General features: G+C 40.6%; 21 protein-coding genes and 1 pseudogene. 17 read left to right on the top strand and 5 right to left on the bottom strand.

All coding sequences use genetic code 11. From position 1 onward, the window contains the following. The first annotated feature begins 107 nt into the window (after positions 1-107). From pstS to GNF10_RS07510, 9 genes are all read left to right on the top strand, one after another. Positions 108-1,151, top strand: a complete 1,044-nt coding sequence (gene pstS / locus GNF10_RS07550; protein WP_185581936.1) for a phosphate ABC transporter substrate-binding protein PstS — start codon at positions 108-110, stop codon at positions 1,149-1,151. Between the two features lie 323 nt (positions 1,152-1,474). Then, positions 1,475-2,452, top strand: coding sequence for a phosphate ABC transporter permease subunit PstC (gene pstC, locus GNF10_RS07545; RefSeq protein WP_185581935.1), 978 nt, complete (start codon positions 1,475-1,477; stop codon positions 2,450-2,452). Between the two features lie 52 nt (positions 2,453-2,504). Then, entirely contained in the window at positions 2,505-3,386 is an 882-nt protein-coding gene (pstA, locus tag GNF10_RS07540) for a phosphate ABC transporter permease PstA (RefSeq protein ID WP_179074256.1), read from the top strand. A 197-nt stretch (positions 3,387-3,583) separates the two neighbouring features. Continuing rightward, entirely contained in the window at positions 3,584-4,363 is a 780-nt protein-coding gene (gene pstB / locus GNF10_RS07535; RefSeq protein ID WP_185581865.1) for a phosphate ABC transporter ATP-binding protein PstB, read from the top strand. A 462-nt stretch (positions 4,364-4,825) separates the two neighbouring features. Next, entirely contained in the window at positions 4,826-5,605 is a 780-nt protein-coding gene (locus GNF10_RS07530) for a phosphate ABC transporter ATP-binding protein (protein WP_185581866.1), read from the top strand. A 184-nt stretch (positions 5,606-5,789) separates the two neighbouring features. Further along, entirely contained in the window at positions 5,790-7,079 is a 1,290-nt protein-coding gene (locus tag GNF10_RS07525) for an NYN domain-containing protein (protein ID WP_185592136.1), read from the top strand. An 81-nt stretch (positions 7,080-7,160) separates the two neighbouring features. Further along, positions 7,161-7,865 carry an SDR family oxidoreductase gene (locus GNF10_RS07520; protein WP_185585990.1) on the top strand — a complete coding sequence of 235 codons (705 nt, stop codon included), beginning with the start codon at positions 7,161-7,163 and terminating at the stop codon, positions 7,863-7,865. A 106-nt stretch (positions 7,866-7,971) separates the two neighbouring features. Continuing rightward, the gene (gene hppD / locus GNF10_RS07515) at positions 7,972-9,036 is read left to right on the top strand and encodes a 4-hydroxyphenylpyruvate dioxygenase (RefSeq protein WP_185585989.1); all 1,065 of its coding nucleotides are present in this window, start codon (positions 7,972-7,974) and stop codon (positions 9,034-9,036) included. Between the two features lie 103 nt (positions 9,037-9,139). Further along, a complete protein-coding gene (locus GNF10_RS07510) occupies positions 9,140-9,832 on the top strand; it encodes an HAD family hydrolase (RefSeq protein WP_185585988.1) in 693 nt (230 codons plus the stop codon). Between the two features lie 151 nt (positions 9,833-9,983). Here GNF10_RS07510 and GNF10_RS07505 read toward each other — a convergent pair whose 3' ends face one another. Next, positions 9,984-10,613, bottom strand: coding sequence for a CPP1-like family protein (locus tag GNF10_RS07505; RefSeq protein ID WP_114081822.1), 630 nt, complete (start codon positions 10,611-10,613; stop codon positions 9,984-9,986). A gap of 620 nt (positions 10,614-11,233) precedes the next feature. On the opposite strand from GNF10_RS07505, the gene GNF10_RS07500 reads away from it, so the two are divergent. Beyond that, a complete protein-coding gene (locus tag GNF10_RS07500; RefSeq protein WP_041565535.1) occupies positions 11,234-11,953 on the top strand; it encodes a response regulator transcription factor in 720 nt (239 codons plus the stop codon). Between the two features lie 823 nt (positions 11,954-12,776). On the opposite strand, the pseudogene GNF10_RS07495 reads toward GNF10_RS07500, so the two are convergent. Then, positions 12,777-12,968, bottom strand: a pseudogene (locus GNF10_RS07495) (DUF2811 domain-containing protein); the annotation flags it as partial. On the opposite strand from GNF10_RS07495, the gene GNF10_RS07490 reads away from it, so the two are divergent. After that, entirely contained in the window at positions 12,967-13,197 is a 231-nt protein-coding gene (locus GNF10_RS07490) for a hypothetical protein (protein WP_179074261.1), read from the top strand. The pseudogene GNF10_RS07495 and the gene GNF10_RS07490 sit on opposite strands and share 2 nt — an antisense overlap. Positions 13,198-13,521: 324 nt before the next feature. After that, positions 13,522-14,793: an MFS transporter gene (locus GNF10_RS07485; protein ID WP_185585987.1), complete on the top strand. Its 1,272-nt coding sequence runs from the start codon at positions 13,522-13,524 to the stop codon at positions 14,791-14,793. Positions 14,794-14,801: 8 nt separating this feature from the next. Here GNF10_RS07485 and hisIE read toward each other — a convergent pair whose 3' ends face one another. Next, the gene (hisIE, locus tag GNF10_RS07480) at positions 14,802-15,452 is read right to left on the bottom strand and encodes a bifunctional phosphoribosyl-AMP cyclohydrolase/phosphoribosyl-ATP diphosphatase HisIE (protein ID WP_185585986.1); all 651 of its coding nucleotides are present in this window, start codon (positions 15,450-15,452) and stop codon (positions 14,802-14,804) included. A gap of 101 nt (positions 15,453-15,553) precedes the next feature. After that, positions 15,554-15,742 carry a ChaB family protein gene (locus GNF10_RS07475; RefSeq protein ID WP_012410442.1) on the bottom strand — a complete coding sequence of 63 codons (189 nt, stop codon included), beginning with the start codon at positions 15,740-15,742 and terminating at the stop codon, positions 15,554-15,556. Positions 15,743-15,848: 106 nt separating this feature from the next. Here GNF10_RS07475 and hemL point away from each other — a divergent pair, with 106 nt between their 5' ends. Beyond that, positions 15,849-17,147 (top strand): glutamate-1-semialdehyde 2,1-aminomutase, encoded by a 1,299-nt coding sequence (gene hemL, locus GNF10_RS07470; protein WP_185585985.1) that lies wholly within the window; start codon positions 15,849-15,851, stop codon positions 17,145-17,147. Between the two features lie 612 nt (positions 17,148-17,759). Then, positions 17,760-18,665, top strand: a complete 906-nt coding sequence (locus GNF10_RS07465) for a polysaccharide deacetylase family protein (protein WP_185585984.1) — start codon at positions 17,760-17,762, stop codon at positions 18,663-18,665. 133 nt (positions 18,666-18,798) lie between these two features. Here the strand turns inward: GNF10_RS07465 and GNF10_RS07460 are convergent, their stop codons facing one another. Next, positions 18,799-19,617, bottom strand: a complete 819-nt coding sequence (locus GNF10_RS07460; protein ID WP_185585983.1) for a fasciclin domain-containing protein — start codon at positions 19,615-19,617, stop codon at positions 18,799-18,801. Between the two features lie 711 nt (positions 19,618-20,328). Here GNF10_RS07460 and GNF10_RS07455 point away from each other — a divergent pair. The 3 genes from GNF10_RS07455 (at position 20,329) to GNF10_RS07445 (ending at position 24,662) form a co-directional block, all read left to right on the top strand. Beyond that, complete coding sequence (locus GNF10_RS07455) at positions 20,329-21,123, top strand: glutathione S-transferase family protein (protein ID WP_185584484.1); 795 nt, start codon at positions 20,329-20,331, stop codon at positions 21,121-21,123. A gap of 170 nt (positions 21,124-21,293) precedes the next feature. After that, positions 21,294-23,024: an ATP-binding protein gene (locus GNF10_RS07450; protein ID WP_185584486.1), complete on the top strand. Its 1,731-nt coding sequence runs from the start codon at positions 21,294-21,296 to the stop codon at positions 23,022-23,024. A gap of 654 nt (positions 23,025-23,678) precedes the next feature. Next, positions 23,679-24,662 (top strand): RNA polymerase sigma factor, RpoD/SigA family, encoded by a 984-nt coding sequence (locus GNF10_RS07445; protein WP_185584481.1) that lies wholly within the window; start codon positions 23,679-23,681, stop codon positions 24,660-24,662. The last annotated feature ends 86 nt before the right edge of the window (positions 24,663-24,748 follow it).

The raw sequence follows: 24,748 nt of genomic DNA, 5'->3' as shown, positions 1-24,748 counted from the left end.
TCTTAATTTTTTATTTATCAATTGTTAAAGAAAGTTTAACCATAACAAATGTACCTTGATTAAGGCTGGAATTACAGCAGGAAGATATTCCTTTAATCAGAGGTAATATGATTTTTTCGACCACCACCTTGAATCGTGTCGTTGCTACTTCATTGGTGACAACTTCTGTTGCACTTAGTCCATTTTTTGGTGCGATCGCACAAGCTGAAACTCTCAATGGTGCAGGAGCAACTTTTCCGGCTCCGCTTTACGAACGGTATGCTCGTGAAGTAAAGAAGAAATATCCAGATTTGAAAATTAACTATCAAGCAATTGGTAGTGGCGGCGGTATTCGTCAAGTCATCGCTGGAACCGTTGACTTTGGTGGTAGTGATGCTGCAATGAAAGATGATGAAATTGCTAAAGTCAAGAACGGTGCAATCTTAGTACCCACAGCCGGCGGTGCTGTTTCTGTTGTTTACAATCTTCCGGGTGTTAACGCTCTCAAATTGTCCCGCGCTACACTACCAGCAATTTATTCAGGTCAAATTACCAAATGGGATGACGCGAAAATTAAAGCTGATAATCCAGGCGCTAATCTACCAAATCAAACAATTAAATTTGCTGTTCGTGCCGATGGTAGCGGTACAACTTTCATTTTTACGAATCACTTGAGTGCCATCAGTGGCTATTTTAAAGGCAGAGTTGGAGCTAACACTGCTCCAAAATGGAATTTGCCAAATGTCCTCAAAGGCAAAGGGAATCCAGGCGTAGCTGCTATAGTAGCTCGGACTCCTGGTTCTATCGGTTATGTAGAATATAGCTACGCTGTCCAAAACAACCTCAAATCAGCACTGGTACAAAATAAGAAAGGAGAATTTGTTGCTCCTTCTTTACAATCTGCAAATGCGGCTTTAGCAACTGTTACTTTTCCAGATAACTACCGTGTTTTTGTAGGAGATCCAGGACAAGGTTATCCCATTGTTGGTCTTACTTGGATGATGGTTTACAAACAGTATGCTAATGCTGCTAAAGCTGATGCAGTTAAGAAATGGATTAATTGGGTATTGAAGGACGGTCAACAGTATAACGATGACCTCAACTACACCAAAATTCCATCTGATGTAGCAAATCGAGTGCTTCAAACAGTTAATAGCTCTGTCAAACCTTAATTTGCAATCTTTAGGACTGACGTAGAAAACATCCCCCAACCCACTTAAAAAGCAATACGTTTGGGTTAATAAAAATTGTAGGTTGGGTGAAGCAAAGTGCAACCCAACAAAGCTATTAAAATGTTGGGTTTCGTTCCTCAACCCAACCTACACAACTTTAGGAATTATGTAGACAATATTCCCCAACCCACTTAAAAAGGGAGATTTTAATGTTCTCGCTTAAAAAGAGAGAATAGGGGATTATCTTAATAAATTTCTCTCCTACTAGAGTAAGTTAATTACTCGTTCTAGTAGTAATCAAAAATCTATTTTATTGATTTATAATGGCAAATTCATCAGATGATTCAAATCTAGGCGATGAAAGTTTCAATCTAACAGGTGTCAGTGGTGCAAATTTCTGGTTTGACCAAGGTTTTACACGGCTAGTATACTTTTTTGCCGTGATTACTGTTGCAGTACTATTTTTGATGAGTTGGGTAATTTTCTCAGAAGCTCTACCAGCCATTAAGCAGTTTGGACTGGGGTTTTTGTGGGGAAAAGATTGGGATACAGGTAATCAGATTTTCGGTGCATTACCCTATATTTATGGAACTCTGGTAAGTAGTGCGATCGCTATTTTATTTGCTGTCCCGGTGGGAATGGCAGTAGCCTTAGTCACGAGTGAAAATTTCTTACCTACATCGGTGCGAACCATCCTAGCATTTGTTGTGGAATTAATTGCAGCAATTCCTAGCGTAATTATTGGTTTATGGGCGATTTTTGTCTTTATTCCAGTTCTAGAACCTCTACAAAAGTGGCTAGCCAGCACTTTTAAATGGATACCACTGTTTAATACAGAAGATCCTTCTGGTACTAATATGTTGACTGCTGGAGTTATTCTAGCCATCATGATTTTGCCCACAATGGCAGCAATTAGTCGTGATGTCTTAATGGCTATCCCTAAAGAATTACGTAGTGCATCTATGGCTTTAGGTGGCACTCGTTGGGAAACAATTTTTCGAGTCTTGCTACCATCGGGATTTTCTGGAATTGTGAGTGCAGCCATGCTTGCTTTAGGACGTGCTTTGGGTGAAACAATGGCCGTCACTATGGTAATTGGTAACTCTGCTCAAATCAGCGCTTCTTTACTCGATCCAGCTTATACAATTCCCTCTGTATTAGCTAATGAATTTGCTGAAGCTGAACCGGGATTGCATATAGGTGCTTTAAGCTATTTGGGATTGATTTTGTTTGGGTTGACTCTAGCTGTAAATATTGGCGCTGTACTATTGGTGAAGTGGGTTGGTAGGAAAAACAAATGATACTTTCTTATCAATGTAGCAAGACGTTTATCAATCAAAATTTGTAAAAATTATGAGTGGTTACATCCAGTCAGAAACGGATGAATCTTTGGTAGCAGAATTATGCAGTCCTCTTCCAACAGAGCGGTTAATATTTACATACTCAATGAATGCGATCGCCTTTGGTTTTACAGGTCTAGCACTCATTCCTTTATTATCAATTTTGTGGGAAATTTTCATCCGGGGAATATCTGGACTCAAATCAGAAATGTTTGTCAAAGCAGTGATTGATAATGGCTTTGGCAATGCCATCCTGGGAACCATAATCATGGTGATAATTGGTGCTATTTTAAGTATTCCCACAGGGATTATGACAGGAATTTTCTTGGCAGAATTTGGACAAAGTAACACAATTGCTAGTCTTGTTCGTTTTATCACCAGCATTCTTACAGGGGTGCCTTCAATCGTTGTAGGTGTATTCGCTTATGGTGTAATAGTTTTAGTAACTAAAGGATTTAGTGCGATCGCAGGTGGTTTTGCCTTAGCCGTGATTATGCTACCTGTGATTATACTGACAACAGAAGAATCCTTAAAACTGATTCCTGCATCTCAACGCCTCGCCTCTGCTGCTTTAGGTGGAACTCGCTTCCAAACTACTTTTCGCATTGTCGTCACTACTGCAATCCCCGGAATTACTACAGGCATTTTATTAGCTGTAGCTCGCGCTGCTGGTGAAACAGCACCCTTAATTTTTACCGCTTTATTTAGTCTAGATTGGTCAGAAGGATTGTTAAGTCCAACAGCTTCTTTACCAGTATTGATTTTTAACCTCTACAACGACCCCGACCCAGAAAAAAGCCAATTGGTATGGACTACTTCTATAGTTTTACTCGGCTTAATTTTATGTGTCAGCATTATTTCTCGCTTAGTTATTAGGCAGAGAAGAATAAAATGAGCAGAATACAGAATTCAGAAGTCAGAGGTAAGAATTAATTAGTAGATGATTCCGATTGGCTACTAATTTAAGACTATTGAATAGTAGTAGAAAGTTAAAACATATTTAATTGTCTCCTGCTACTGTTATATAATTTCGTCTTAATTCTGACTCCTGAATTCTGTTTTTATATTTTTTATTTCGCACCTTAATCAAGCATGAGTAACCTAATTCCAGCTATCAAAGTTAAAAATATTAGCTTTTACTATGGCACAACAAAAGCAATTGAAAAGGTATCAATAGATATTTATCAAAAACAAGTAACCGCAATTATTGGCCCTAGTGGTTGTGGTAAATCTACCTTCATCAAAATTCTTAATCGCATTAGCGAATTAGAAGGGCCTGTGAAAGTTGAAGGACATGTAGAATTTTTTGGTCAGAATATTTACGATCCTCGTGTCAACATCAACCGATTACGCCGCCAAATTGGTATGGTGTTTCAAAAACCGAATCCTTTTCCGATAAGCATTTACGAGAATATTGCCTACGGTATGAGAATAGCAGGTAGGAATTCAAAATTAGAATTAGATGAAATTGTTGAATCTGCCCTTAAAAGCGCTGCTCTTTGGGATGAAGTCAAAGATAAGCTCGATAAATCAGCTTTAGGGCTTTCTGGTGGTCAGCAACAAAGATTATGTATTGCCCGCGCTTTAGCAGTCAAGCCGAAAGTTCTGCTGATGGATGAGCCTTGCTCCGCTCTTGACCCCATTGCCACCATGAAAGTTGAGGAACTCCTTCATAGCTTACAGTCTGAGTTGACAATTGCGATCGTTACCCACAATATGCAGCAAGCCGCCCGCGTTTCTGATTTTACGGCTTTCTTTAGCACCGACGAAAGTCGCATTGGTCAAATGATTGAATTTGGCGCTACAGAGCAAATCTTTAATAATCCACTAGACCCTCGCACCCGCGACTACATTTCAGGGCGTTTCGGTTAAGGTATGTTCTAGCGTGACTTATTGATTTTTGTCGAACTATCTCGCGCTAGAAGATACTCATAAAATGTAGTTTAAAAAAGTTACTAATTTATCTTGATAAATAAACTAACTCCTCACTATACATGAAGGGTAAGCTGTTACGCAAATAAGATTGCATATCAACTGGTGAGGTTGTCCTTTGTCCTTGGTAAACACAAATGACTAATGACTAATGACGGTCTACACAGAAAATATTGCAATATGTAGGCGCGTTAGCTTATGTGATATTGAGATAAGTCTATAAAAGATAATTTTGGAACACAGTTTTAATATAAATACTTACTAACAGTTTATCTGCTGGATGACTACAGCATAACTACGTAATTCCCATGTATATCTCCTTTTAGGAGTAACATAGTGAAACAGCTGTGCGGATTTGTACTGTTTTACTTAGTTAAGTTTTGTTTTACACGTTTTGGCAATATGAGTAAACTAATTCCAGCCATCAGAGTCAAAAACTTCAGCTTCTCTTACGACACTCAAAAGATAGTTGAAGGCGTGTCAATGGATATTTACCAAAACCAAATCACGGCAATTATTGGTTCTAGCGGTTGTGGCAAATCTACATTTATTAAATCCTTAAATCGCATGAGCGAATTAGAAGGAGAAGTGAAGGTTGAAGGAAAAGTAGAATTTTTTGGTCAGAGTATTTATGAGCGTCGGGTCAATATCAATCGCTTACGTCGCCAAGTTAGTATGGTTTTTCCCAAGCCAAATCTTTTTCCTATGAGCGTTTACGATAATGTTGCTTATGGAGTGAAATTAATTGGATGGCATCCGAAAGTAGAATTAGATGGGATTGTTGAATCTGCAATCAAAGCTGCGGAACTTTGGGATGAAGTGAAAAATAAGTTGCACAAGTCTGCTTTAGAACTTTCTGGTGGTCAACAACAAAGATTATGTATTGCTCGGGCTTTAGCAGTCAAACCAAATGTTTTGTTGATGGATGAGCCTTGTTCAGGTCTTGATCCTGCTGGTAGCATGAAAATTGAGCATTTGATCCATAAATTGCGCTCTGAGTTAACAATTGTGATCGTTACTCACAATATGCAGCAAGTTACTCGCCTATCTGATTTTACGGCTTTCTTTCATAGTAATGAAAATCGTATTACTCAAATGATTGAATTTGGTACTACAAATAAAATTTTTACTAACCCCGTAGATTCTCGCACCCGTGAATACGTTTTCGCCCGCGTTAATTGAAGCGTTTCTTAAAATCTAACTATTTAGAGGGCTATGACATAGTGTAGGCGGAAATTAAAGTTGAATTTAATTTTTACTTCCTTTAAGTTCTTCTTGTGTTGGGCAATGCAGACTGATATTGACAGTCTCTTTTTATACTATATACTTAAAGAAAACTATCTGCCTAGACCACCTGAATCACAAGATGAAATGTCCTCTGTGCGAATCTACTTCATATTATAAAAATGGTCGTAGCAATGACCAGCAGAATTACCTCTGCAAAAATTGTGGCAAACAATTCTTTGAGCCTGCCTTACCTTGTTCCCTGGAAATGGACTTGCTTGCTAACAGCAATGGACATACTAAAGTATCTATGGCTGATGCGTCAGAATTGTCTTTAGTAAAAAACCTACCAGAAGAAAAAATCATAGAGCAAGGTCTTGGCTCTTTTAATTTTATATTAGCTGAAGAACTGCTGCAAACTATATTATCGCCTGATTGCTTAGAATCTGCTGTGTTCAGCCAATTGATCTTAAGAATTCAGCAAGAAAATGAAATTAGACATAAGTTAGAAACAGGAATCTCTCTTCTACTTTTGGATGCAGAAAACTTAAAATTAGATATTAATTCAGAATTATTTTTAGCCAGTATTTGTAAATCTCGTCTTCAAGTTAAAATTGCATTTGCTAACTGGAAAAATCCCAATATTGGGAAGCAAGATATTGAACTATATAACCGTGGCTATCAACTTGTCCATGTGCCTGAAGGTAAAAATAGTGCTGATACAAAAATGATCGCATTCGGTGCTTCTATTTTACGCTCTTATCCAACAGTTAAAGAAATATTAGTCTGTTCTAGCGATGGAATTTTAAACCATCTTTGTAACGAACTCCAAAATCAAGGATTAATTGTCTATTGGGTACGTAGACAAGGGCAAAATTTGCATATAGACAACCGGAATACTGGCAAAATAACTTATTATTCTTTGTCAATGGCAACAGAAGTTCCATCTTTTGAAAAAGTGATTGATCCAATTCAAGATTTAATTAAAACTGAAGAGGAATCAATGAATGCTAAATTAAACAGCTTAGTGGATGTTGCAACTTCATTTCAAGAAAGATGCGAGATAAATATTAAACATAATTTAAATCAGCCAGAAAAAGAGAAGCCAATATCTGTTGTAGATAACTCATTTGCTGAATCTATTAAAGACCAAGAGAAACAAGAAGAATTTACGGAAATTTCTAATCGAGAAATATTAGATAAATTACTATTTAAACTTATTCAAGATATACATATAAATTCTCCCCAAACTAAGTTATCTGTGTCTAAGCTAGGTACAGAGATCCGGAAAATAACCGGAGAATCTCCTAATTCAATTATTAAAAAATTAAAGTTAGGTTCCAATTTTACTAAATATCTAGAATCGTCTCCCACATTTACATTAAAAGCGAGTGGCAAGGAATATGAGGTGACAGCACTATTGCGCGAGTAGATGCTTTCTGGATGTTTACGTACAACCTAAGCCTGTAATTCAGTATTATGTAAACAGATGTAAAGAAATATAAATATTGCAATGCAGGATAAAGTTGTCGTTATTGTCGGTGCTACTGGTGGTATTGGTTCAGCTTTAACACATAAACTTGCGCCCACCGGAGTCAGGTTGGTATTGGCTGCGAGGGACGCAGCTCGTTTAACAACACTGGCTACTGATTTACCAGGGGAAGTTTTGACCGTTCCCACCGATATTACTGACCCCCAACAAGTAGATATTTTGATAGAAAAGACCATCGCTAAGTTTGGTCAAATCGATATTTTAGTGAATGCAGCCGGTATAGGTATACTCAAGCCTTACAACAGCCTGGAACCTGCTGATTTAGACAAGATGCTAGATGTCAACTTAAAAGGCAGCTTTTATACTACCCAGGCGGCTGCTGAAGAGATGCAAAAGCGCAAGTCTGGTCACATCTGTAATGTGGTAGGAATTCTCGGCAAGCATTCGATGGGGATGGCAGCAGCTTATTCTGCTTCTAAATTTGGTGTTGTGGGTTTTAGCAAGTGCATGGCAGAGGAACTCAAGCGTTTTGGTATCAAGTTCACGCTATTCTACTTTGGTGGGGTAGATTCTCCTTTCTGGGATAATGTCAACCTAAAAGTAGACCGGAAAAAAATGCTCAGTCCTGAAACTGCTGCCAATGCTATTTTCTTTGCCCTTTCTGCCGAACCGCAAGCTGTACCAATGGAAATTAATATTCAACCTGATAGTCATCTGTTCTTTTAGAGTGGGAGTTCGCCTAAATAATTCCTGCTTAGGAAGGACATGAAAATCTAGCAAAAGAGGCAAAATTCACAGATATATAAGCTGTTATGCTGGATTTTCAATATCTATGAAAATTGATCACGTTCATTTCTATGTAGAAGATGCCAAAATTTGGCGGGATTGGTTTGTACACCATCTTGGTTTTCAATCAGTAGCCGATCGCAGCAGTTCGTTTCACACTTGTACAGAAGTGGTGAAAAGTGGTGCTGTTTGCTTTTTTCTATCTTCACCACTGTTACCTACAAGTCCAGTCGCGGAGTTCTTGCGTAAATATCCACCCGGTGTAGCAGATGTCGCTTTTGCTGTGGAAGATGTAGAAGCTGCGATCGCACAAGCTCAAAAACATGGTGCTACAATCCTACAACCCATCCAAGAACGCGAGGTAGGTAGGGCTTTTCTCAAGTGTGGCAAAATTGCCGCCTGGGGTGGACTGACTCATACATTAATAGAAAGGTCATTGGTCATTTGTCCGTCGTCATCTGTAAATAACACAAATGACAACACTTTTACCGCCATCGATCACATCGTGCTAAACGTGGCGGTTGGTGAATTGGATCGTGCTGTGGCTTGGTACGAAAAAATTCTAGATTTTCAACCCCAGCAAGCATTTAAAATTAAAACCAATCGCTCTGCTTTACACAGCCAGGTGATGGTTTCGCGTAACGGTAGCGTCCAATTGCCAATTAATGAACCGGCTTCTAGAAATTCTCAAATTCAGGAGTTTCTTGATGTCAATCGGGGGCCAGGTATTCAACATATTGCCTTACGGACAACTAATCTGGTGAGTGCGATCGCTAAATTTCGTGCCAGTGGTTTACCTTTGCTCTCAGTTCCCCAAACCTACTATTCACAGCTAAAACAGCGTTCAGGACTCACGCTATCACCTCTAGAACTAGAAGCGATCGCTCAACAGGAAATTCTGGTGGACTGGCAAGAATATACTCCCGTAGGGACACAACAAACTGCACCCCTACTACTGCAAATTTTCACCCAGCCAATATTTGAACAGCCGACATTTTTCTTTGAGTTTATTGAGCGCCGTTTCCAAGCTCAAGGTTTTGGCGAAGGTAACTTTCGCGCCTTATTTGAAGCCATTGAAAGCGAACAAATCAAACGTGGTACTTTGCAATGATGCCTGAGTACAAAATATCAATTGAAATTCAGCCAGACTTGATACCCTCAAAAAATAGCCATACATCTGAGATAATTTTAATAAAAATTAACTTTTTCCGCCGATGCTAAGACTGATTACTGACTTCGACGGCCCAATTATTGATGTTTCCGAACGGTACTACCGTGTTTATCAATTCTGCTTAGAGAAAACTCGTCGCCCAGATCAAGTAGTGCAAGAACTTCCGAAAGCGGAATTTTGGCAGTTAAAGCGATCGCGCGTTCCCGAAAAACAAATCGCCTTAAATTCTGGATTAGACGAAGCCCAAGCCCAAGAATTCGCCCAGTTACGGCGACAAACTGTGCATACAGAAGCTTATTTCAACTATGACACTCTCGCGCCTGGTGCTGTGGATGCATTGTTAAAAATTCAAGAAGCGGGAATTGATTTGGCAGTTATGACCATGCGCCGAGTTCGAGAACTAGATTATGCCTTTAAAAAATACGATTTAGGGAGATTTTTCCCAGAAAATCGTTGTTATTGCTTGAGTAATGACTACGTTAAAACTCGTGATATTGAAGATAAGCCCTTGTTAATGGCTAGGTCATTAAAAGAACTACCTCCGGCTGCCGATACCTGGATGGTGGGAGATACGGAAGCCGACATCACCGCAGCTAAAAATTATGATATCAAGGTGATGGCTGTGGAATGTGGTATTCGCGATCGCACCCAATTGGAACTTTACCACCCCGATTTAATCGTTAAAGATTTCAGCACTGCTGTAGATTTAGTCTTAAAACCCAAATACCTTGTCTAGAAAGCCTCTCTCTGTAGCTCTAACAGATTGAATTAATCCTACAAATTAAAGCAGGAGTCAGAATACATATTCTGACTCCTAACTCTGTATATTTGAGAAGAACACACATAAGCCATGTATTCTTTATGGAAATTTGCTTACAGCTAGTGGTTTACCGTAGAAAACTACTAACCAACCACAACAATATAAACGTTACTACAGTAGAGAACTGATTCGTTCCCAGATTGGTGAATGATGATATTTGTGGTAAGAGCCAGCTAGCAACTAGTCCCCCAGCGATTAAGCCAATGATTAAACTTATCAGGGTAAACAAAACTGCTCGGCCAAATTTACCTTCCTTGCGATTGAGAAAGTAAATACTGGTGCCTACCCCAACCACCAATGCTAACTGCAAAATCTGCTCGCCTCCCTCTGGGTAAAACAAGCTGATAGAACTCAAACCAAGAAACCAAGCTCCTGGTAAAAGTATATCCGCAGGTGTTGGCTGATCCAACATTCGTTGCAGCCATGCAGGTGACTGCTCACGAGGCGTTGGACTTTCTTTAGGAGGTGATTGCACTCGCAACTCTGGAAACCGGATGCGCTCAGGAACTTTAATTTTACCTTCCTGGCGCATCCGTAAGCGATCCATTAAAATCGCATCGTAAGCCGCTTCAATTACTTCTAAATGCTTGGCATCGCCACTATGTTGCTCGAATAGGCGATTACGAGCATCCTGAATTTCATCGAAGCTAGCCTCTTCTGATACCCCAAGTTTTTCGTAGGGATTTTGATCGCTCATGGGAGTTTGTTACTTCAGCCTCAGTCAGCGGCAGTCTTTTGTCGAATAAAAACAGCTTTAGGTTTTGTTTTAATCGAAACTAAAGTCTCGACCTATTTTATGCCCTACCAGGATAGTAGCACGGGTTAGTTTGATTGACTTTGTAATTTCAACTATAGTCACTTTAACATATCGCTATAACTCCGTGTATACCCTCATGTCGTTGCTTAATTCTGGCTTTAATCTAGAATTTGAACGGAGAGTACCTAAAATCCAGAGTTTTTATGAAAAAATCAACTTTATTGCTTCCAATTTGGGAAAATTACTGAGCCTTAATAGATTTTTTTTAATTATACTGAATAATCGCTTGTGGTATATATCCACATATCGATTTAAAATTGAAACGTTTTAAGTTGCCATCTAACTAGAACTATTACGGCTAAAGTCAGAGCGCCTATCTACTGTGGCTAACAGAAGTTTCGCGTTTTCATCGCCCACATTTCTGATTACAGTATTTATTTGTGAATGATCGGGATTCCTATACCCTAGCCATGTAGATTCTTAGTTAGTCCCAAAGTGGTAACTGCGTTTTTACGCAACCCTTTTGTTAATCTTACGAATTTTTGTGCAAAGTAATGGTCATGGCTCCTGCCAAGATTCTTGTAGTTGACGACGATCCTGCGGTTCGGAATTTAATCCAACGCTTTTTGATTAAACAGAACTATCAGGTGGAGGCTGCCGAAGACGGAAAGACAGCCTTAGCTCTATTTGAGCAATTTAACCCTGATTTGGTGATTCTAGACGTGAATCTACCAGATGTAACGGGGTTTAACCTTTGCCAAGAGATGCAAAGTCGTAATGGTGTTTTTGTTTTGATGTTGACTAGCCGTGCTGACGAAGCTGACAAAATTCGCGGCTTTGCCAAAGGTGCTGACGACTATCTCACCAAGCCTTTTGGGTTGGGAGAGCTAGAAGTCAGAGTCGGAGCGATTTTGAGACGGCAGCGAGTGATAACTACTGCCGAGCAGAAACGCTTGGTATTTGAAAAACTGATGATTGATCCGGTGCGACGGGAGGTAGCACTTAATAACCAAGCAGTACCCTTAACTGCTCTGGAATTTGACTTGTTGCATTTTTTAGCAAGTCATCCAGGTCGAGTTTGGCGACGGGCAGAACTCATCCAAGAGGTGTGGGACTATGAATATGTCGGCGACCAACGGGTTGTAGATGTACATATTGGCCAAATTCGCAAGAAGATTGAAATTGATGCTAGTCAGCCAGCATTAATTCAAACTGTACGTGGCGTAGGGTATAAGTTTGAATCTCCTGCTCATCCCCAACATTTGGAAGCCAAGTCCTGAGTCTATAGTCTAGAGTTTTTTAACTCTTGACTGTTGACTTTTGGGGGAGTGATTAGTGAATTTTTTTAGCTTTAGTAAAAGACAAATTTAGACAATTAAACATACATAGATATTGCTCAAATACTGACCAGACAGTTATTTGAAATATTGGTTTATCCGTTTAAGACAGTGGACAGTAAAGAAAGTCCACTGGAAAATATTTCTTTGGATCTGACTATTTTGGCAGATATGTGCTTAGGTGAAGTTTTTAGGGGCGCATAGCTTGTTAATTTAACCTGAAATCTGCGCTGTAGAAACCGATACGGTTCAGTTAAGGACAAGACTTACCTAAAATTAAGAGAAAACGAACCACAAAGGGCGCATTCGCGCAGCGTCTCGTCAGAGAAGGACACAAAGGAATAAGAGTTTCAGAGAGTTCTTGCGTAAGTTCTGAAAGATTTTTGGCGCTAATTGAACCGTATTGGCTTAGAAACCCCATCTACACGGGACTTTACCTGCCAGAACAAGGGGCTTAAGCTCCTTGTTTTTTCTTGCCCAGTCTCTAAGTTGAGACTAATGTAAAAATACGTACACGCAGTAGGAGCAATTCATTAATTGCCCTTGCTGCGTATAGTTTTGAGAAAGTTATAGAGCAGAATCTACTGCTCTTTTTTATTGTAATATTGCCCCGATATGCTTAATCGCTATTGGGTCAAATCCCATTTATGGGGCACGGTTTGCCGTGCCCACATTAGAGTATGAGCGAGGATAACGCCCGTACCTATGGGGTATCTAATAGATTAGCTGTTGCGGGTGAATCGATACTGGGCGTTTCTACTGAGGAGTGGTGGAATAAAGTTTCCAGATAGACTCGGGCAGCCCGGCGATCGCTATCTCCATTTTGGAGTAAAAACAATGATAGTGCCGCCGTCAATACCCTATTTTCATCCCAATCAGGATGGGTTTCTAAGTAGTTTTTTAAGGATTCGTGGAGTGTCTCGGGAATTTCTGTAAAGATGCTAACCGTTGATTTCATGAGATTTTCCTCCTATGAGGATAATCAAGAGGGACAAGTTGCTTGCGGTGAAGCGGCTTATGGCTTCCTCACCCTTACGGGTTCGGTAGTTTCTCATGGGGGAAACCCCCTTGGCGCTAGCCTCTCCCTTTGGGAGAAGACCGAACTACCTCACCACTCTTTTGTCATCCCGACAATCTACGTCTACATCTCAGGTAATATATTTTACACATTTGATGCCAACGGTTGAAGGAATTACAAAAGCAAGCCGAATCATTGTGCGCCAAGAGGGGGTGGGTTTGTCAATGCTGCGAAATGTTAAAAATGAATGTATAAAAAATAAATACGAACGAAAGAATAAGCATTAGAGCCTATTTTTCGTTACTTTACTTTATAAAAACTCAGTCCTTGAAGTTCTTTGCCACTGTTAATTAACAATCCCCAGTCAGAGGGTAAGAAGCCCATTAGTTCGTAGTGAACCTGTGGAAAACTGCTAAAATCCCTGTGGAAACCCTGTGGAATGAGTGAGAAAAATAGCAGCCAATGATAAGAATTACAAAAATGTCAGCAAACTATGACATCTAAACTCATGAAATTAGCTTCTCAATCTCAGCTATCATCGTGGCTGCCCTCAATACATCCTCAAGTCTGGATTTTTGCAATAGGTAGATTTCTCTCGGAAGTTGGAACTGGCTGTACCCTGTTTTACGCCCCCATCTTTTTTGTGAATGAAGTTGGTTTATCTGCAACCAGTGTTGGGGTAGCCTTGGGTAGCGCCTCGATTTCCGGCATTGTGGGGAGGATTGTAGGTGGTTCTTTGGCTGATTCTGAACACTGGGGCCGCCGCCGCACTTTGTTGCTAGCGACGGCGATTTCAGCAATTGCTTCTCTGGTTTTAGCTGCAACCAATGATTTTACTATTTTGGTAATTGGTAGCTTGATTAGCGGTTTAGGGATAGGTTTCTATTGGCCGGCGGCTGAAGCTGTTGTGGCTGACGCTAGCCAGATTGACAATCGCCGCGAAACTTTTGCGATCGCACGACTGGCTGATAATCTTGGGTTAGCGATCGGAATTATGCTTGCTGGGTTTTTGATCTCGATAATCGGGAGTTATCGATGGCTATTTGTCGTTGATGCCATCTCTTTTCTGATGTTTTTTGGGGTTGTCTATGTGGGAATTAGTAAAACCGAACAACAGCAGATAAAGGAATTGGAAAGGAAAGAATATATTACTTCTTGGATGGCAGTATTAAGCGATCGCCGTTTCCTGGTCTACATAGCAGTTAATATATTCTTTACAATCTATATTTCTCAAATCCACAGCACCCTGCCGCTTTACTTCAAAAACTTTGTTATCAAAAGCACTACTGAAGGATTTGCTCAAACTACCATTAGCGTTCTATTTACTTGGCATCTGGTACTAGCTATCATTTTTCAGTTGCCTGTCACCACTTTCCTAAAACGTTGTTCTCACACACTGGCACTAACCGTTTCCGCCATTCTTTGGGGAGTTGGTTTTGGACTCATTTGGGTAAGCGGTACTGCCCCATCTTATAATTTAGCTTGGGTAGCATTGGCGTTGGGGGTGTTTGCAGTTGCAATTGTTTCTTATACTCCATCTGCCGCCTCTTTAGTGACTGAGTTAGCCCCGGAAAATCAACGTGGCGTTTATTTCTCAGTCAATGCTGTGTGTTGGGCGATTGGATCTTTTATTGGTCATCCCTTGGGCGGATGGGCATTAGATCAACCGCCAATTATTACCAATACTTTCTGGCTAGGATTCCCCTTGAGTGTGCTGATTGTGGTGGTGATTTTACAGTATCTCAATCGGATTTTGCCTGAGTAGGGCTTACTCTATTGACGGCGTTCTTGCAACTTCCGATATACCGCTTTCAAATCAACTTGATGATGAGCTAAGGCAACCAAAGTATGATATAGCAAATCAGCCACTTCACCTGCGATCGCATCTGCTTCATCATCCTTAAAGGCCATTACTACCTCGGCGGTTTCCTCACCAATCTTTTTCAGAATTTTGTTATCGCCACCTGCGAATAACTTACAGGTATAAGAACTTTCTGTCGGATTGTCGCGGCGATCGCATATTATTTGAAACAATTGCGACAATGTATCCCCTGGTGGTGGGACAATATTTCCTTCTATTTGGTGAAAACAACTACGTTCTCCAGTATGACAAGCAACATCTCCTAATTGCTCTACCCCTATGAGCAACGCATCACTATCACAGTCATAACGGATACTTTGCACTTTTTGAATATGTCCAGAAGTCGCCCCCTTGTGCCATAATTCTTGCCGGGAACGGCTCCAAAACCAAGTTTCTTCAGTTTCTAAAGTTTTTTGTAACGACTCCTGATTCATCCACGCCATCATTAGGACAGTACCATCCAAATAATCTTGGACAATTGCAGGCACTAAACCCCGTTCATCGTAGCGAATTTTTTCAACAGGGATGGCGTAATGTAGCGATCGCAAATCGTTAGAAGACATACCAGCTAGTTTGCTCTAATGAGAATAACTTATGGATTTACGATACCATTCTGAATAGAGCAACTGGTATGTTTTTTTGAATTTAACTATCTTATCTAGCTCTAAACAAGAGCATTGTGTTCCATTGCAGACTGCATCTTTACAGCACTTAAAGCAACTTTATGAGCTTTTGATGCCTCACCATACCAATGGATGGCCGAGTTAAAAGCTGCTCGGTAAAGATCCTGGTATGCTTCAGATAATCGAGTTTGAATATCTAGAGGCAAGTCTTTGTTCGACTTGTATAACATATTGTTATTTTTTTGGTTCAGTTAATTCTATAGGATAGAAATTCTAAGCAATTTTTAACCCTATCCTGAGATAGAGCTTTTTATTGTCCACTGTTAGGAGAGAACCTTGGTAAATACCACAATTAAAACAACAAAATCACAAGAGGTCTTCGCCGCTGCTCAAAACCTCATGCCCGGAGGAGTCAGTTCTCCAGTTCGTGCGTTTAAATCTGTGGGCGGACAACCCATCGTTTTTGATCGTGTTAAAGGCGCATATATTTGGGATGTAGATGGCAACCAATATATAGACTATGTAGGTACTTGGGGCCCAGCTATTTGTGGTCATGCTCATCCAGAAGTAATTGCAGCGTTGCATGAAGCTTTAGAAAAAGGCACCAGTTTCGGCGCTCCCTCAACTCTAGAAAATGTTTTAGCAGAAATGGTCATTGATGCCGTTCCCAGCATCGAAATGGTCAGATTTGTTAACTCTGGAACTGAAGCCTGTATGGGAGTTTTGCGGCTGATGCGGGCTTTCACCAAGCGAGACAAAATCATCAAGTTTGAAGGCTGTTACCACGGACACGCCGATACCTTTCTCGTGAAGGCAGGTTCTGGTGTTGCGACACTTGGTTTACCAGACTCACCAGGAGTTCCGAAAGCGGCAACTAGCACTACTCTAACCGCACCTTACAATGACCTAGAATCCGTCAAAGCCTTGTTTGAAGAAAACCGCGACGAGATTGCTGGCGTTATTCTTGAGCCAGTTGTTGGTAATGCTGGATTTATTGCACCCGACGCAGGTTTCTTAGAAGGATTACGGGAACTCACTCACGAGTATGGAGCCTTATTAGTATTTGACGAAGTGATGACAGGCTTCCGCATTGCTTACGGTGGCGCTCAAGAAAAATTTGGCGTTACCCCCGATTTAACAACCTTGGGCAAGGTTATTGGTGGTGGTTTGCCAGTAGGAGCTTATGGCGGTCGCCGAGATATTATGTCAATGGTTGCCCCTGCTGGCCCCGTATATCAAGCTGGGACTCTTTCTGGTAATCCCTTGGCGATGACTGCTGGTATTAAGACTTTAGAATTGCTGCAAAAGCCAGGTACTTACGATTATCTTGAGCGGATTACTAAAAAGCTAGCAGATGGTTTGCTGCAAATTGCTAAAGAAACTGGTCATGCAGCTTGCGGCGGTCAAATCAGTGCGATGTTTGGTTTATTCTTTACCTCTGGCCCAGTTCATAACTACGAAGATGCGAAAAAGTCTGATACAGCCAAATTCGGACGCTTCCATCGGGGTATGTTAGAACGTGGTGTTTACCTAGCACCCTCTCAATTTGAAGCTGGGTTTACGTCTTTTGCTCACACTGAAGAAGACATTGATCAAACTTTAGCAATTGCACGAGATGTAATGTCTAGTCTGTAGGTTGTTAAGGGATTCCCAAATAAACAAGTATCCAGTTACCTCTTGTGGGGTGGGGATATTGCCTAACATTTTGCGGGGTAGGTAATCTTGCCCGCCCCATAAAAATGATTACTCACCATTCAGCACTGCTGAATCAAAAGCCTTATTTGCAGAACTTTCAGCAGCCAATGCTGTTGACTCATCTTGTATATTAGGGGAGCAAAGAAATTTTTAATGGGTCTGTACTGTACCGTTATCACTCAAATAAGGTCACACCTTTGTCATAATCTCGCAATGGCTTCGTCAATGCAGTATGCAATATTTAAACTACATTAAGTATATTCGTGTTAACAAGGCAAAATTAATTGCCTTTTATAGTTATCTAAATTCCCTTCATATCTCTTAGTCTACGAAAACTAAGGTGCAAGAAGGCTCTCACTTTTTTGGTGAGGGTTTTGTTTATAGATATTTGGATATCCGTAGAGTAAGGCATTTTTTCGGAGTCAGGGTTAGAGCTAACTTTAAAAAATATTACTAATCATGCTGTAGTTTGCATGACAAGGCTTATAACAGTATCAAAAACTGCCAGAAGTATCGTGAAAAAAATGGTTCTACCCTTGAAGGAGCTATGAAGTGGAGGACAATAAATCATTTTTTGGTGTGCAAAAAATATTAATAGCGTTGCTTGTATTGAGTACCACCACGATAATGTTTATTAAGTCGAGATCATCTGAGGCTCAAAGTACAGAAAATATAAATGTAAACAATCTACCAGCCAAAGTTGGAGCCCAACAGCAGATTGAAGAATTAAAAGCAACGATGCTTAAAATTTGGCAGCAACAAGCACAAATAAAGGGTCTTTCATATACTGTGCCACCAAGTTTTCAAGGAGCAATAGTTAGTGCGGCAAAACTTGCTCCCCAACAGAAATTAATTGCTCTCACCTTTGATGATGGTCCATGGACTGAAAGCACCGCCCAGGTACTGGATATTCTCAAACAAAATCAAATCAAAGGGACATTTTTTGTCATTGGGCAGAATGTGAAAAATTATCCAGGCTTACTGAAGCGAGAAGTTGCTGAAGGTCACGTAATTGGTAATCATACTTGGCATCATTGGTATCAGTTTTTGAATCCACAAGCAGCCGCTTATGAAATTGACCACACAGCAGACCAGATTTATCAAGTAACAGGGATTAAAACAAATCTATTTCGACCACCAGGGGGAATCATGCACAATGGAGTGGCTGATTACGCTAGAAATAGCAAATATGCCATCATCCTCTGGTCATCTGACTCTATTGACTACTCACGTCCTGCTGTACCAAAGTTAATTAATAATGTGTTCAGAAGAGCCAAGCCAGGTGGAATTGTGCTGATGCATGATGGTGGTGGTAATCGCTCTAAAACTGTACAAGCTTTACCAGAAATTATTGCCAACTTTCGAAAACAGGGCTATAGCTTTGTTACTATCCCTGAACTTTTAGAAATGCAAGATAAGGATCAAAAGCTGATTGCAAAACAAAAGCAAAACCATTAGCTGGGGTTGCCAATTTAGCTCACCGTTATTACAATACAAAAAAACCGTCCAAAATTAACATTGAACGGGATATTTATGTATTAATACTTTATTCCTACCTAATTCTGTTACTGATTGTACTAATACCTACAAGCTACAAGTCAGGAGGCAAAATTACCTGATCAATTGCGTGGATTACACCGTTGCTGCCTGTGATATCTGCTTGTGTGACTTTAGCATCATTGACAGTTACGCCAGTAGAAGGATCAACCTTAACGTTGATTGCGCCACCTTCGAGGCTTTTAACTTCACCAGACTTCAAATCAGTGGACAATACCTTACCAGGCACTACATGGTAAGTTAAAATCTTGAGCAATACTTCTTTGTTAGCTGGGTTTAACAATTCTTGCAAAGCATCTGCTGGCAACTTAGCAAAAGCGGCATCAGTGGGTGCAAAAATAGTTAAGTTATCTTTGCCTTGCAAAGCTCCGGTCAACCCTGCTGCTTTCAAAGCCCTAGTTAAGGTTTTAAAAGAAGCGTTTGACTCTGCTAACCCTAACAAGTTTTTGCCTTGATTGTCGCTTGCCCCTGGTGCTGATGGAGTTGTAGGAAGTGTATCAGTGGGTTGAGTTCCTGGGGTAGAGGGTGTTGGTTCACTAGGTGTAACGCTACCACCACGGTTATAGGGCGGCTCGTTGAAAATACTGGGTCTGGGATTTGTTACACTACCTTTCTGTGCTACTTGTTTGCGCTTGGTATTGCCCTTTTGTGTTTCGGAAGCAGCCTCAGTAGGTGTGGATTGAGCGTTTGCTTGAAGGCGTTGACCCTTGTTATAGAGAGCTTCGTTGAAAATACTGGGGTTAGGATTTAATACCTCTTTGGCTTCAGATGGTAAAGTAATGAGAAGGCTTAAACTAGTGAATCCTGCTATGCCTGCCAACGTGGTCAGCAGTTTGCTGTTATTTGTCTTCATAAATTTTGTTTGTCTTTTTGTCCATACATTACATAAAGATTTATAACATTTTGCTATGCACAAAATCTAACCAAAGAGGGAAGTAAAATTTTTCCTCAGAAGAGTTTTTGCTAGCGAAGTAAAATATATAACATTGGAGCAAGCTGATCGGTATGAAATATATCTACCATATATTTTATGTAATGAGTGTATTTTCTCTGTGACGCTGATAAATAATTAGAAAGCTTCACTTGATGTAGCCTCAACTCTAAACGAGTGTGAAGATTTCACATATCCAAGGTTTCAGTCACAAGAAACTGTGGAAAAAGTCTATTAAAAAGCCAATTTATAGATAAATTTGTACGTAAATTGATAAGTTTAAAAAAGACTGAATCCCATATAGGACAAGCTGATATATCTGAATTAAGCATTAATTATTCAGCCAAACTACAGATAATTTAGTCTAACAGTGGCAGCAATGAAAGTAACTGCTCAATATTTGCAAATGAGCGGTTAAGTTTATTTATGTATTCTGAAGGAAATTATTTAATTATTTGATATTTAAATCGGAAAATAATACTTTTGAAATCGATGATTTTGCCAAAAACTAGGTATGAGTCAATCATAATCTTAATTAGATCAGGCAAAAAGCAACTAATGTAAAGAAAAATTACTTTAACTAAAGATACAATTGTAAAGTTTAAGAAGTTGACCAGTTATTAGGTATACAACATGCTGGAATTATACCAATGGGAACTATCTCAATACTCAGAGAAAGTGCGCCTAATTCTAGATTTTAAAGGACTAGATTATCGCAAAATAGAGGTTACGCCTGGGATTGGACAAGTAGAACTATTCCGGCTGACTGGTCAGAAACAAGTCCCAGTGTTAAAGGATCGTAATAAATATATTGCGGATTCTACGGAAATAGCTAAGTATTTAGACTTAGAGTATCCCGATCGCCCCATAATACCCCAAGATCCCAAAAAACGGGGTTTAACTTTATTGATAGAAGAATGGGCGGATGAATCTATAGGCATCAAAGGTAGGAAAGCGCTATTTGCAGCCGTAAGTCAAGATCAAAATTTCCGCAGGTCTTTATTACCGACCTCAACACCAGATATATTTAAAAGTCTGGTTGGAGGAGTACCTACTGACTTACTGACAGTGTTGGGTTTTGGGGTAGGTTATAGTCCAGATGTGATCCAATCAGCGATCGCATCTTTAAAACAAGACTTGGAAGCGTTAACGTTATTATTGGCAGATAGTCCTTATTTAACTGGAGATGAGCCGACTTTAGCTGACTTAGCAGTGGCTGGCTTATCGATATTACTCAAGTTTCCCTCTGGCCCCTATCTGGATTTACCAGCTTCTATTAGAGGTAAAGGATTGCCAATCTTTTCAGAGAATATAGATTATGAACCATTCTTTACTTGGCGCGATCGCATTTACGCCCAATTCCGTAAACCATTAATCAGTACCACTTCAGCAGCAGGGGGTGCGCCAACTTCGATTCAGATTGATTAGGGAATGGGCATTGGGCATTGGGCATTGGGCATTGGGTTGGGAATTGGGCATGGGACATGGAGATTAGGGAGATTAGGGAAAATAATTAATAACTAGTGACAAATGACCAATGACAAATGACCAATGACCAATGACAAATGACCAATGACAAATGACAAATGACTAATCAGATGAATTCGGGACAGCCATTAGGTTCGGTTATTCAAGGTTCTCTAACTGAAGGTTTAGAAGTACGATTGCATCCTGACATTTCTGTAGAAGATATGCGGGTTGGTAAGTTTCTTGTTGTGCAAGGGATGCGATCGCGCTTTTTTTGTATGCTGACAGATGTAGCATTAGGAGCTGCTAATGCCCGAATTATTGCTAATCCCCCCAGTTGGGAAGACACTTTTTTACGGGATGTTTTAGCTGGAAGTGGTACTTATGGTACTATCAACCTCGCGCCGATGTTGATGTTCACTCCCGAAACGGAAGAATCTTTCTCCCCAACAAACGGCAAATCGGCAAATCCCTTTATCCCATCAGTAACGGGTTTAGCTTCCTTTGTGCCACAAACCAGCACGACGATGGAATTGTTGCCTGTTAAAACTATTCCTAGCCACTTTAGTCAAGTTTACGAAGCCAGTGTTGACGATTTTCGCCGCGTGTTTGGTTGGGAAGATGACCCCCAAAGGCGAAATTTTTCCATTGGGAAACCTTTGGATATGGATGTGCCTGTTTGTATCGATTTAAACCGCTTCGTAGAACGGAGTAATGGGGTTTTTGGGAAATCTGGTACTGGTAAATCCTTTCTAACTCGGCTACTTTTAGCTGGCGTTATCCGTAAAAATGCGGCAGTGAATTTGATTTTTGATATGCACTCTGAATATGGCTGGGAAGCTGTCGCAGAAGGAAAGAACGTCAATACAGTTAAGGGATTAAAGCAACTTTTTCCAAGTAAAGTAGAAGTTTATACCCTTGACCCCGAATCGACAAAACGCCGGGGTGTGCGTGATGCTCAAGAACTTTATTTGAGTTACGAGCAAATTGAAGTTGAAGATATTAAGTTATGTAGTCGAGATTTAGGACTATCTGACGCAGCCCTAGATAACGCCAATATTCTATATAGTGAGTTTGGCAAGTCTTGGATTGTCCAACTGCTAAACATGACTAACGAAGAAATCGAGATGTTCTGCGACGAGAAGCGGGGACACAAAGGCTCGATTATGGCGTTACAGCGCAAACTCTTGCGGATGGACAGCTTGAAGTATATGCGAGCAGTTTGCCCCCAGAATTACATTAGTAAAATTGTGCAATGTCTGGAATCTGGGAAGAATGTTGTGATAGAATTTGGTTCCCAGTCTAATATGCTCTCTTATATGTTGGTGACGAACATGATCACCCGACGTATCCATGAGCATTACGTCAAAAAAGCAGATAAATTCCTCCAAAGCAAAAACCCTTGCGATCGCCCCACGCCGTTGATGATTACCATTGAAGAGGCACACCGTTTTCTTGACCCGGCTATCGTCCAAAGCACTATCTTTGGGACTATTGCCCGTGAGTTGCGGAAGTATTTTGTCACACTTTTGGTAGTTGATCAACGTCCATCAGGGATAGATAATGAAATTATGTCCCAGATTGGAACTCGCATTACCGCTTTGCTTAATGACGAAAAAGACATTGACGCGATTTTTACGGGTGTATCTGGTGGTAGCGGACTGCGATCAGTACTGGCAAAGTTAGACTCTAAACAACAAGCTTTAATTTTGGGTCATGCCGTACCCATGCCCGTAGTAGTACGTACCCGTCCTTACGACGCAACTTTTTACGAAGAAATTGGTGAGCCAGCCTGGGAAGAAAAACCTGACGCGGAAGTATTCGCTGCTGCTGAACTCGCCAAAGCTGACTTGGGATTTTAAATAGTTATTTGTCATTGGTCATTTGTCATTGGTAATTTTTCCTACCCTACGGGAAGTCACTGATTTAATCTACATCAAGATTAATCCCTTAGCGACCAATGCCCAGTACTTCTCTACGAGAGGCTGCGCCAACGGTGTCGCTCAGTATAAGTGCCCATTCCCAATTCCCAATTCGTAACATCCCTCCATCCTCACAAGAAATTAAGTTCGGTTATCCGGCTAGTTCTTGGCAACAGAAGAGGGGTTTTTGAGGTCACTATAGATATAGTCAGTAATTTCAAGGAAGCCTAATTTTTTTTCCAAACGACCAATTTTGGATTATAATTGGAAGTTTTATCTTAAGATACTTTACTATCTGCCTGATTTATCGTATTATAAAACTAAGTGAACTCATACCGACTTCGGATTTTCTCATTACCTCAGTAACTACCTAAAGTAAGAATTCTCAAAAATAACCAGTGTGCTAATAAGAGATTGAAAATTTAGGGAAGGTAGGGGAACCTATCTTAGGGGCTTAACGTCTTAAAAACGTCTATATCAATTGATAATTGTTTTTAGTAGCTCCTGATATTTCGTGATAGATTTACTACTTTTATCCATCCATTTTAGTAAGAAAACATACATTTTATTTACGGAGTAGAGGACAACGCACCAATGCCTACTGTCAATACCCAAACGGAAAATCTCAACACCAGATTCACGGCCGATATGGTGCGAACCTATTTGCGAGAAATTGGCCGTGTACCACTGCTAACCCGTGAACAAGAGATTGTATATGGGAAGCAGGTTCAACAAATGATGACGCTCATCGATGCCAAAGAGGTTTTGGCGAAGAAACTGCACCGTGAACCAGAGATGTCAGAGTGGGCTGACGTGGTTCAACAATCGGAAACTGAAGTACAACAAACGGTAGCGCAAGGTAAGCGGGCAAAGCAAAAAATGATCGAAGCGAATTTGCGCTTGGTCGTTGCTATTGCGAAAAAATACCAAAAGCGAAATATGGAATTTCTGGATTTAATTCAGGAAGGAACACTAGGATTAGAGCGGGGTGTGGAGAAATTTGACCCAATGAGGGGTTATAAGTTTTCGACTTACGCTTACTGGTGGATTCGCCAAGCTATTACCCGCGCGATCGCGCAACAAGGACGTACTATCCGGTTGCCGATTCACATTACCGAAAAACTGAACAAAATCAAGAAAGTACAGCGTGAGTTGGCTCAAACCTTGGGGCGATCGCCGACTCCAGCCGAAATTGCCAAAGAACTGGAACTAGAACCTGCTCAGATCCGTGAGTACCTGAATATGGCGCGTCAACCAGTGTCTTTGGACGTTAAAGTCGGCGATAACCAGGATACTGAGTTGCAAGAAATGCTCGAAGATAGCGGCCCATCACCAGAGTATTACACCAACCAGGAATTCTTACGCCAAGATTTGAACAACTTGCTAGCAGAACTAACCCCGCAGCAGCGAGAAGTTTTAATCCTACGCTTTGGTTTAGAAGATGGTAATGAAATGTCATTGGCGAAAGTGGGTGAGAGATTGAATCTCAGCCGCGAACGTGTCCGCCAGTTAGAGCATCAGGCTTTGGCTCACATGCGTCGCCGTCGCGCCAATGTCCAAGAATACGTTGCTAGTTAAAGATGGAGACGCGAAATATCGCGTCTCTCCACTACCTTGGTCATAGGCCTCCTAAAGTTTAGGGGGCAATTTTTTATGCTGATAAG

The sequence above is a fragment of the Nostoc sp. UCD121 genome (genome assembly GCF_014222285.1).
Lineage (GTDB): Bacteria > Cyanobacteriota > Cyanobacteriia > Cyanobacteriales > Nostocaceae > Nostoc.
Note: the sequence above shows the minus strand (reverse complement) of the source record. Positions and strands in the feature narration are given on the sequence as shown.

Excerpts from the sequence above, each read along its gene's own strand:
- pstS (WP_185581936.1), top strand. The coding sequence starts at position 108 with ATGATTTTTTCGACCACCACCTTGAATCGTGTCGTTGCTACTTCATTG.
- pstC (WP_185581935.1), top strand. The coding sequence starts at position 1,475 with ATGGCAAATTCATCAGATGATTCAAATCTAGGCGATGAAAGTTTCAAT.
- pstA (WP_179074256.1), top strand. The coding sequence starts at position 2,505 with ATGAGTGGTTACATCCAGTCAGAAACGGATGAATCTTTGGTAGCAGAA.
- pstB (WP_185581865.1), top strand. The coding sequence starts at position 3,584 with ATGAGTAACCTAATTCCAGCTATCAAAGTTAAAAATATTAGCTTTTAC.
- GNF10_RS07530 (WP_185581866.1), top strand. The coding sequence starts at position 4,826 with ATGAGTAAACTAATTCCAGCCATCAGAGTCAAAAACTTCAGCTTCTCT.
- GNF10_RS07525 (WP_185592136.1), top strand. The coding sequence starts at position 5,790 with ATGAAATGTCCTCTGTGCGAATCTACTTCATATTATAAAAATGGTCGT.
- GNF10_RS07520 (WP_185585990.1), top strand. The coding sequence starts at position 7,161 with ATGCAGGATAAAGTTGTCGTTATTGTCGGTGCTACTGGTGGTATTGGT.
- hppD (WP_185585989.1), top strand. The coding sequence starts at position 7,972 with ATGAAAATTGATCACGTTCATTTCTATGTAGAAGATGCCAAAATTTGG.
- GNF10_RS07510 (WP_185585988.1), top strand. The coding sequence starts at position 9,140 with ATGCTAAGACTGATTACTGACTTCGACGGCCCAATTATTGATGTTTCC.
- GNF10_RS07505 (WP_114081822.1), bottom strand. The coding sequence starts at position 10,613 with ATGAGCGATCAAAATCCCTACGAAAAACTTGGGGTATCAGAAGAGGCT.
- GNF10_RS07500 (WP_041565535.1), top strand. The coding sequence starts at position 11,234 with ATGGCTCCTGCCAAGATTCTTGTAGTTGACGACGATCCTGCGGTTCGG.
- GNF10_RS07490 (WP_179074261.1), top strand. The coding sequence starts at position 12,967 with ATGAGATTTTCCTCCTATGAGGATAATCAAGAGGGACAAGTTGCTTGC.
- GNF10_RS07485 (WP_185585987.1), top strand. The coding sequence starts at position 13,522 with ATGACATCTAAACTCATGAAATTAGCTTCTCAATCTCAGCTATCATCG.
- hisIE (WP_185585986.1), bottom strand. The coding sequence starts at position 15,452 with ATGTCTTCTAACGATTTGCGATCGCTACATTACGCCATCCCTGTTGAA.
- GNF10_RS07475 (WP_012410442.1), bottom strand. The coding sequence starts at position 15,742 with ATGTTATACAAGTCGAACAAAGACTTGCCTCTAGATATTCAAACTCGA.
- GNF10_RS07460 (WP_185585983.1), bottom strand. The coding sequence starts at position 19,617 with ATGAAGACAAATAACAGCAAACTGCTGACCACGTTGGCAGGCATAGCA.
- GNF10_RS07455 (WP_185584484.1), top strand. The coding sequence starts at position 20,329 with ATGCTGGAATTATACCAATGGGAACTATCTCAATACTCAGAGAAAGTG.
- GNF10_RS07450 (WP_185584486.1), top strand. The coding sequence starts at position 21,294 with ATGAATTCGGGACAGCCATTAGGTTCGGTTATTCAAGGTTCTCTAACT.
- GNF10_RS07445 (WP_185584481.1), top strand. The coding sequence starts at position 23,679 with ATGCCTACTGTCAATACCCAAACGGAAAATCTCAACACCAGATTCACG.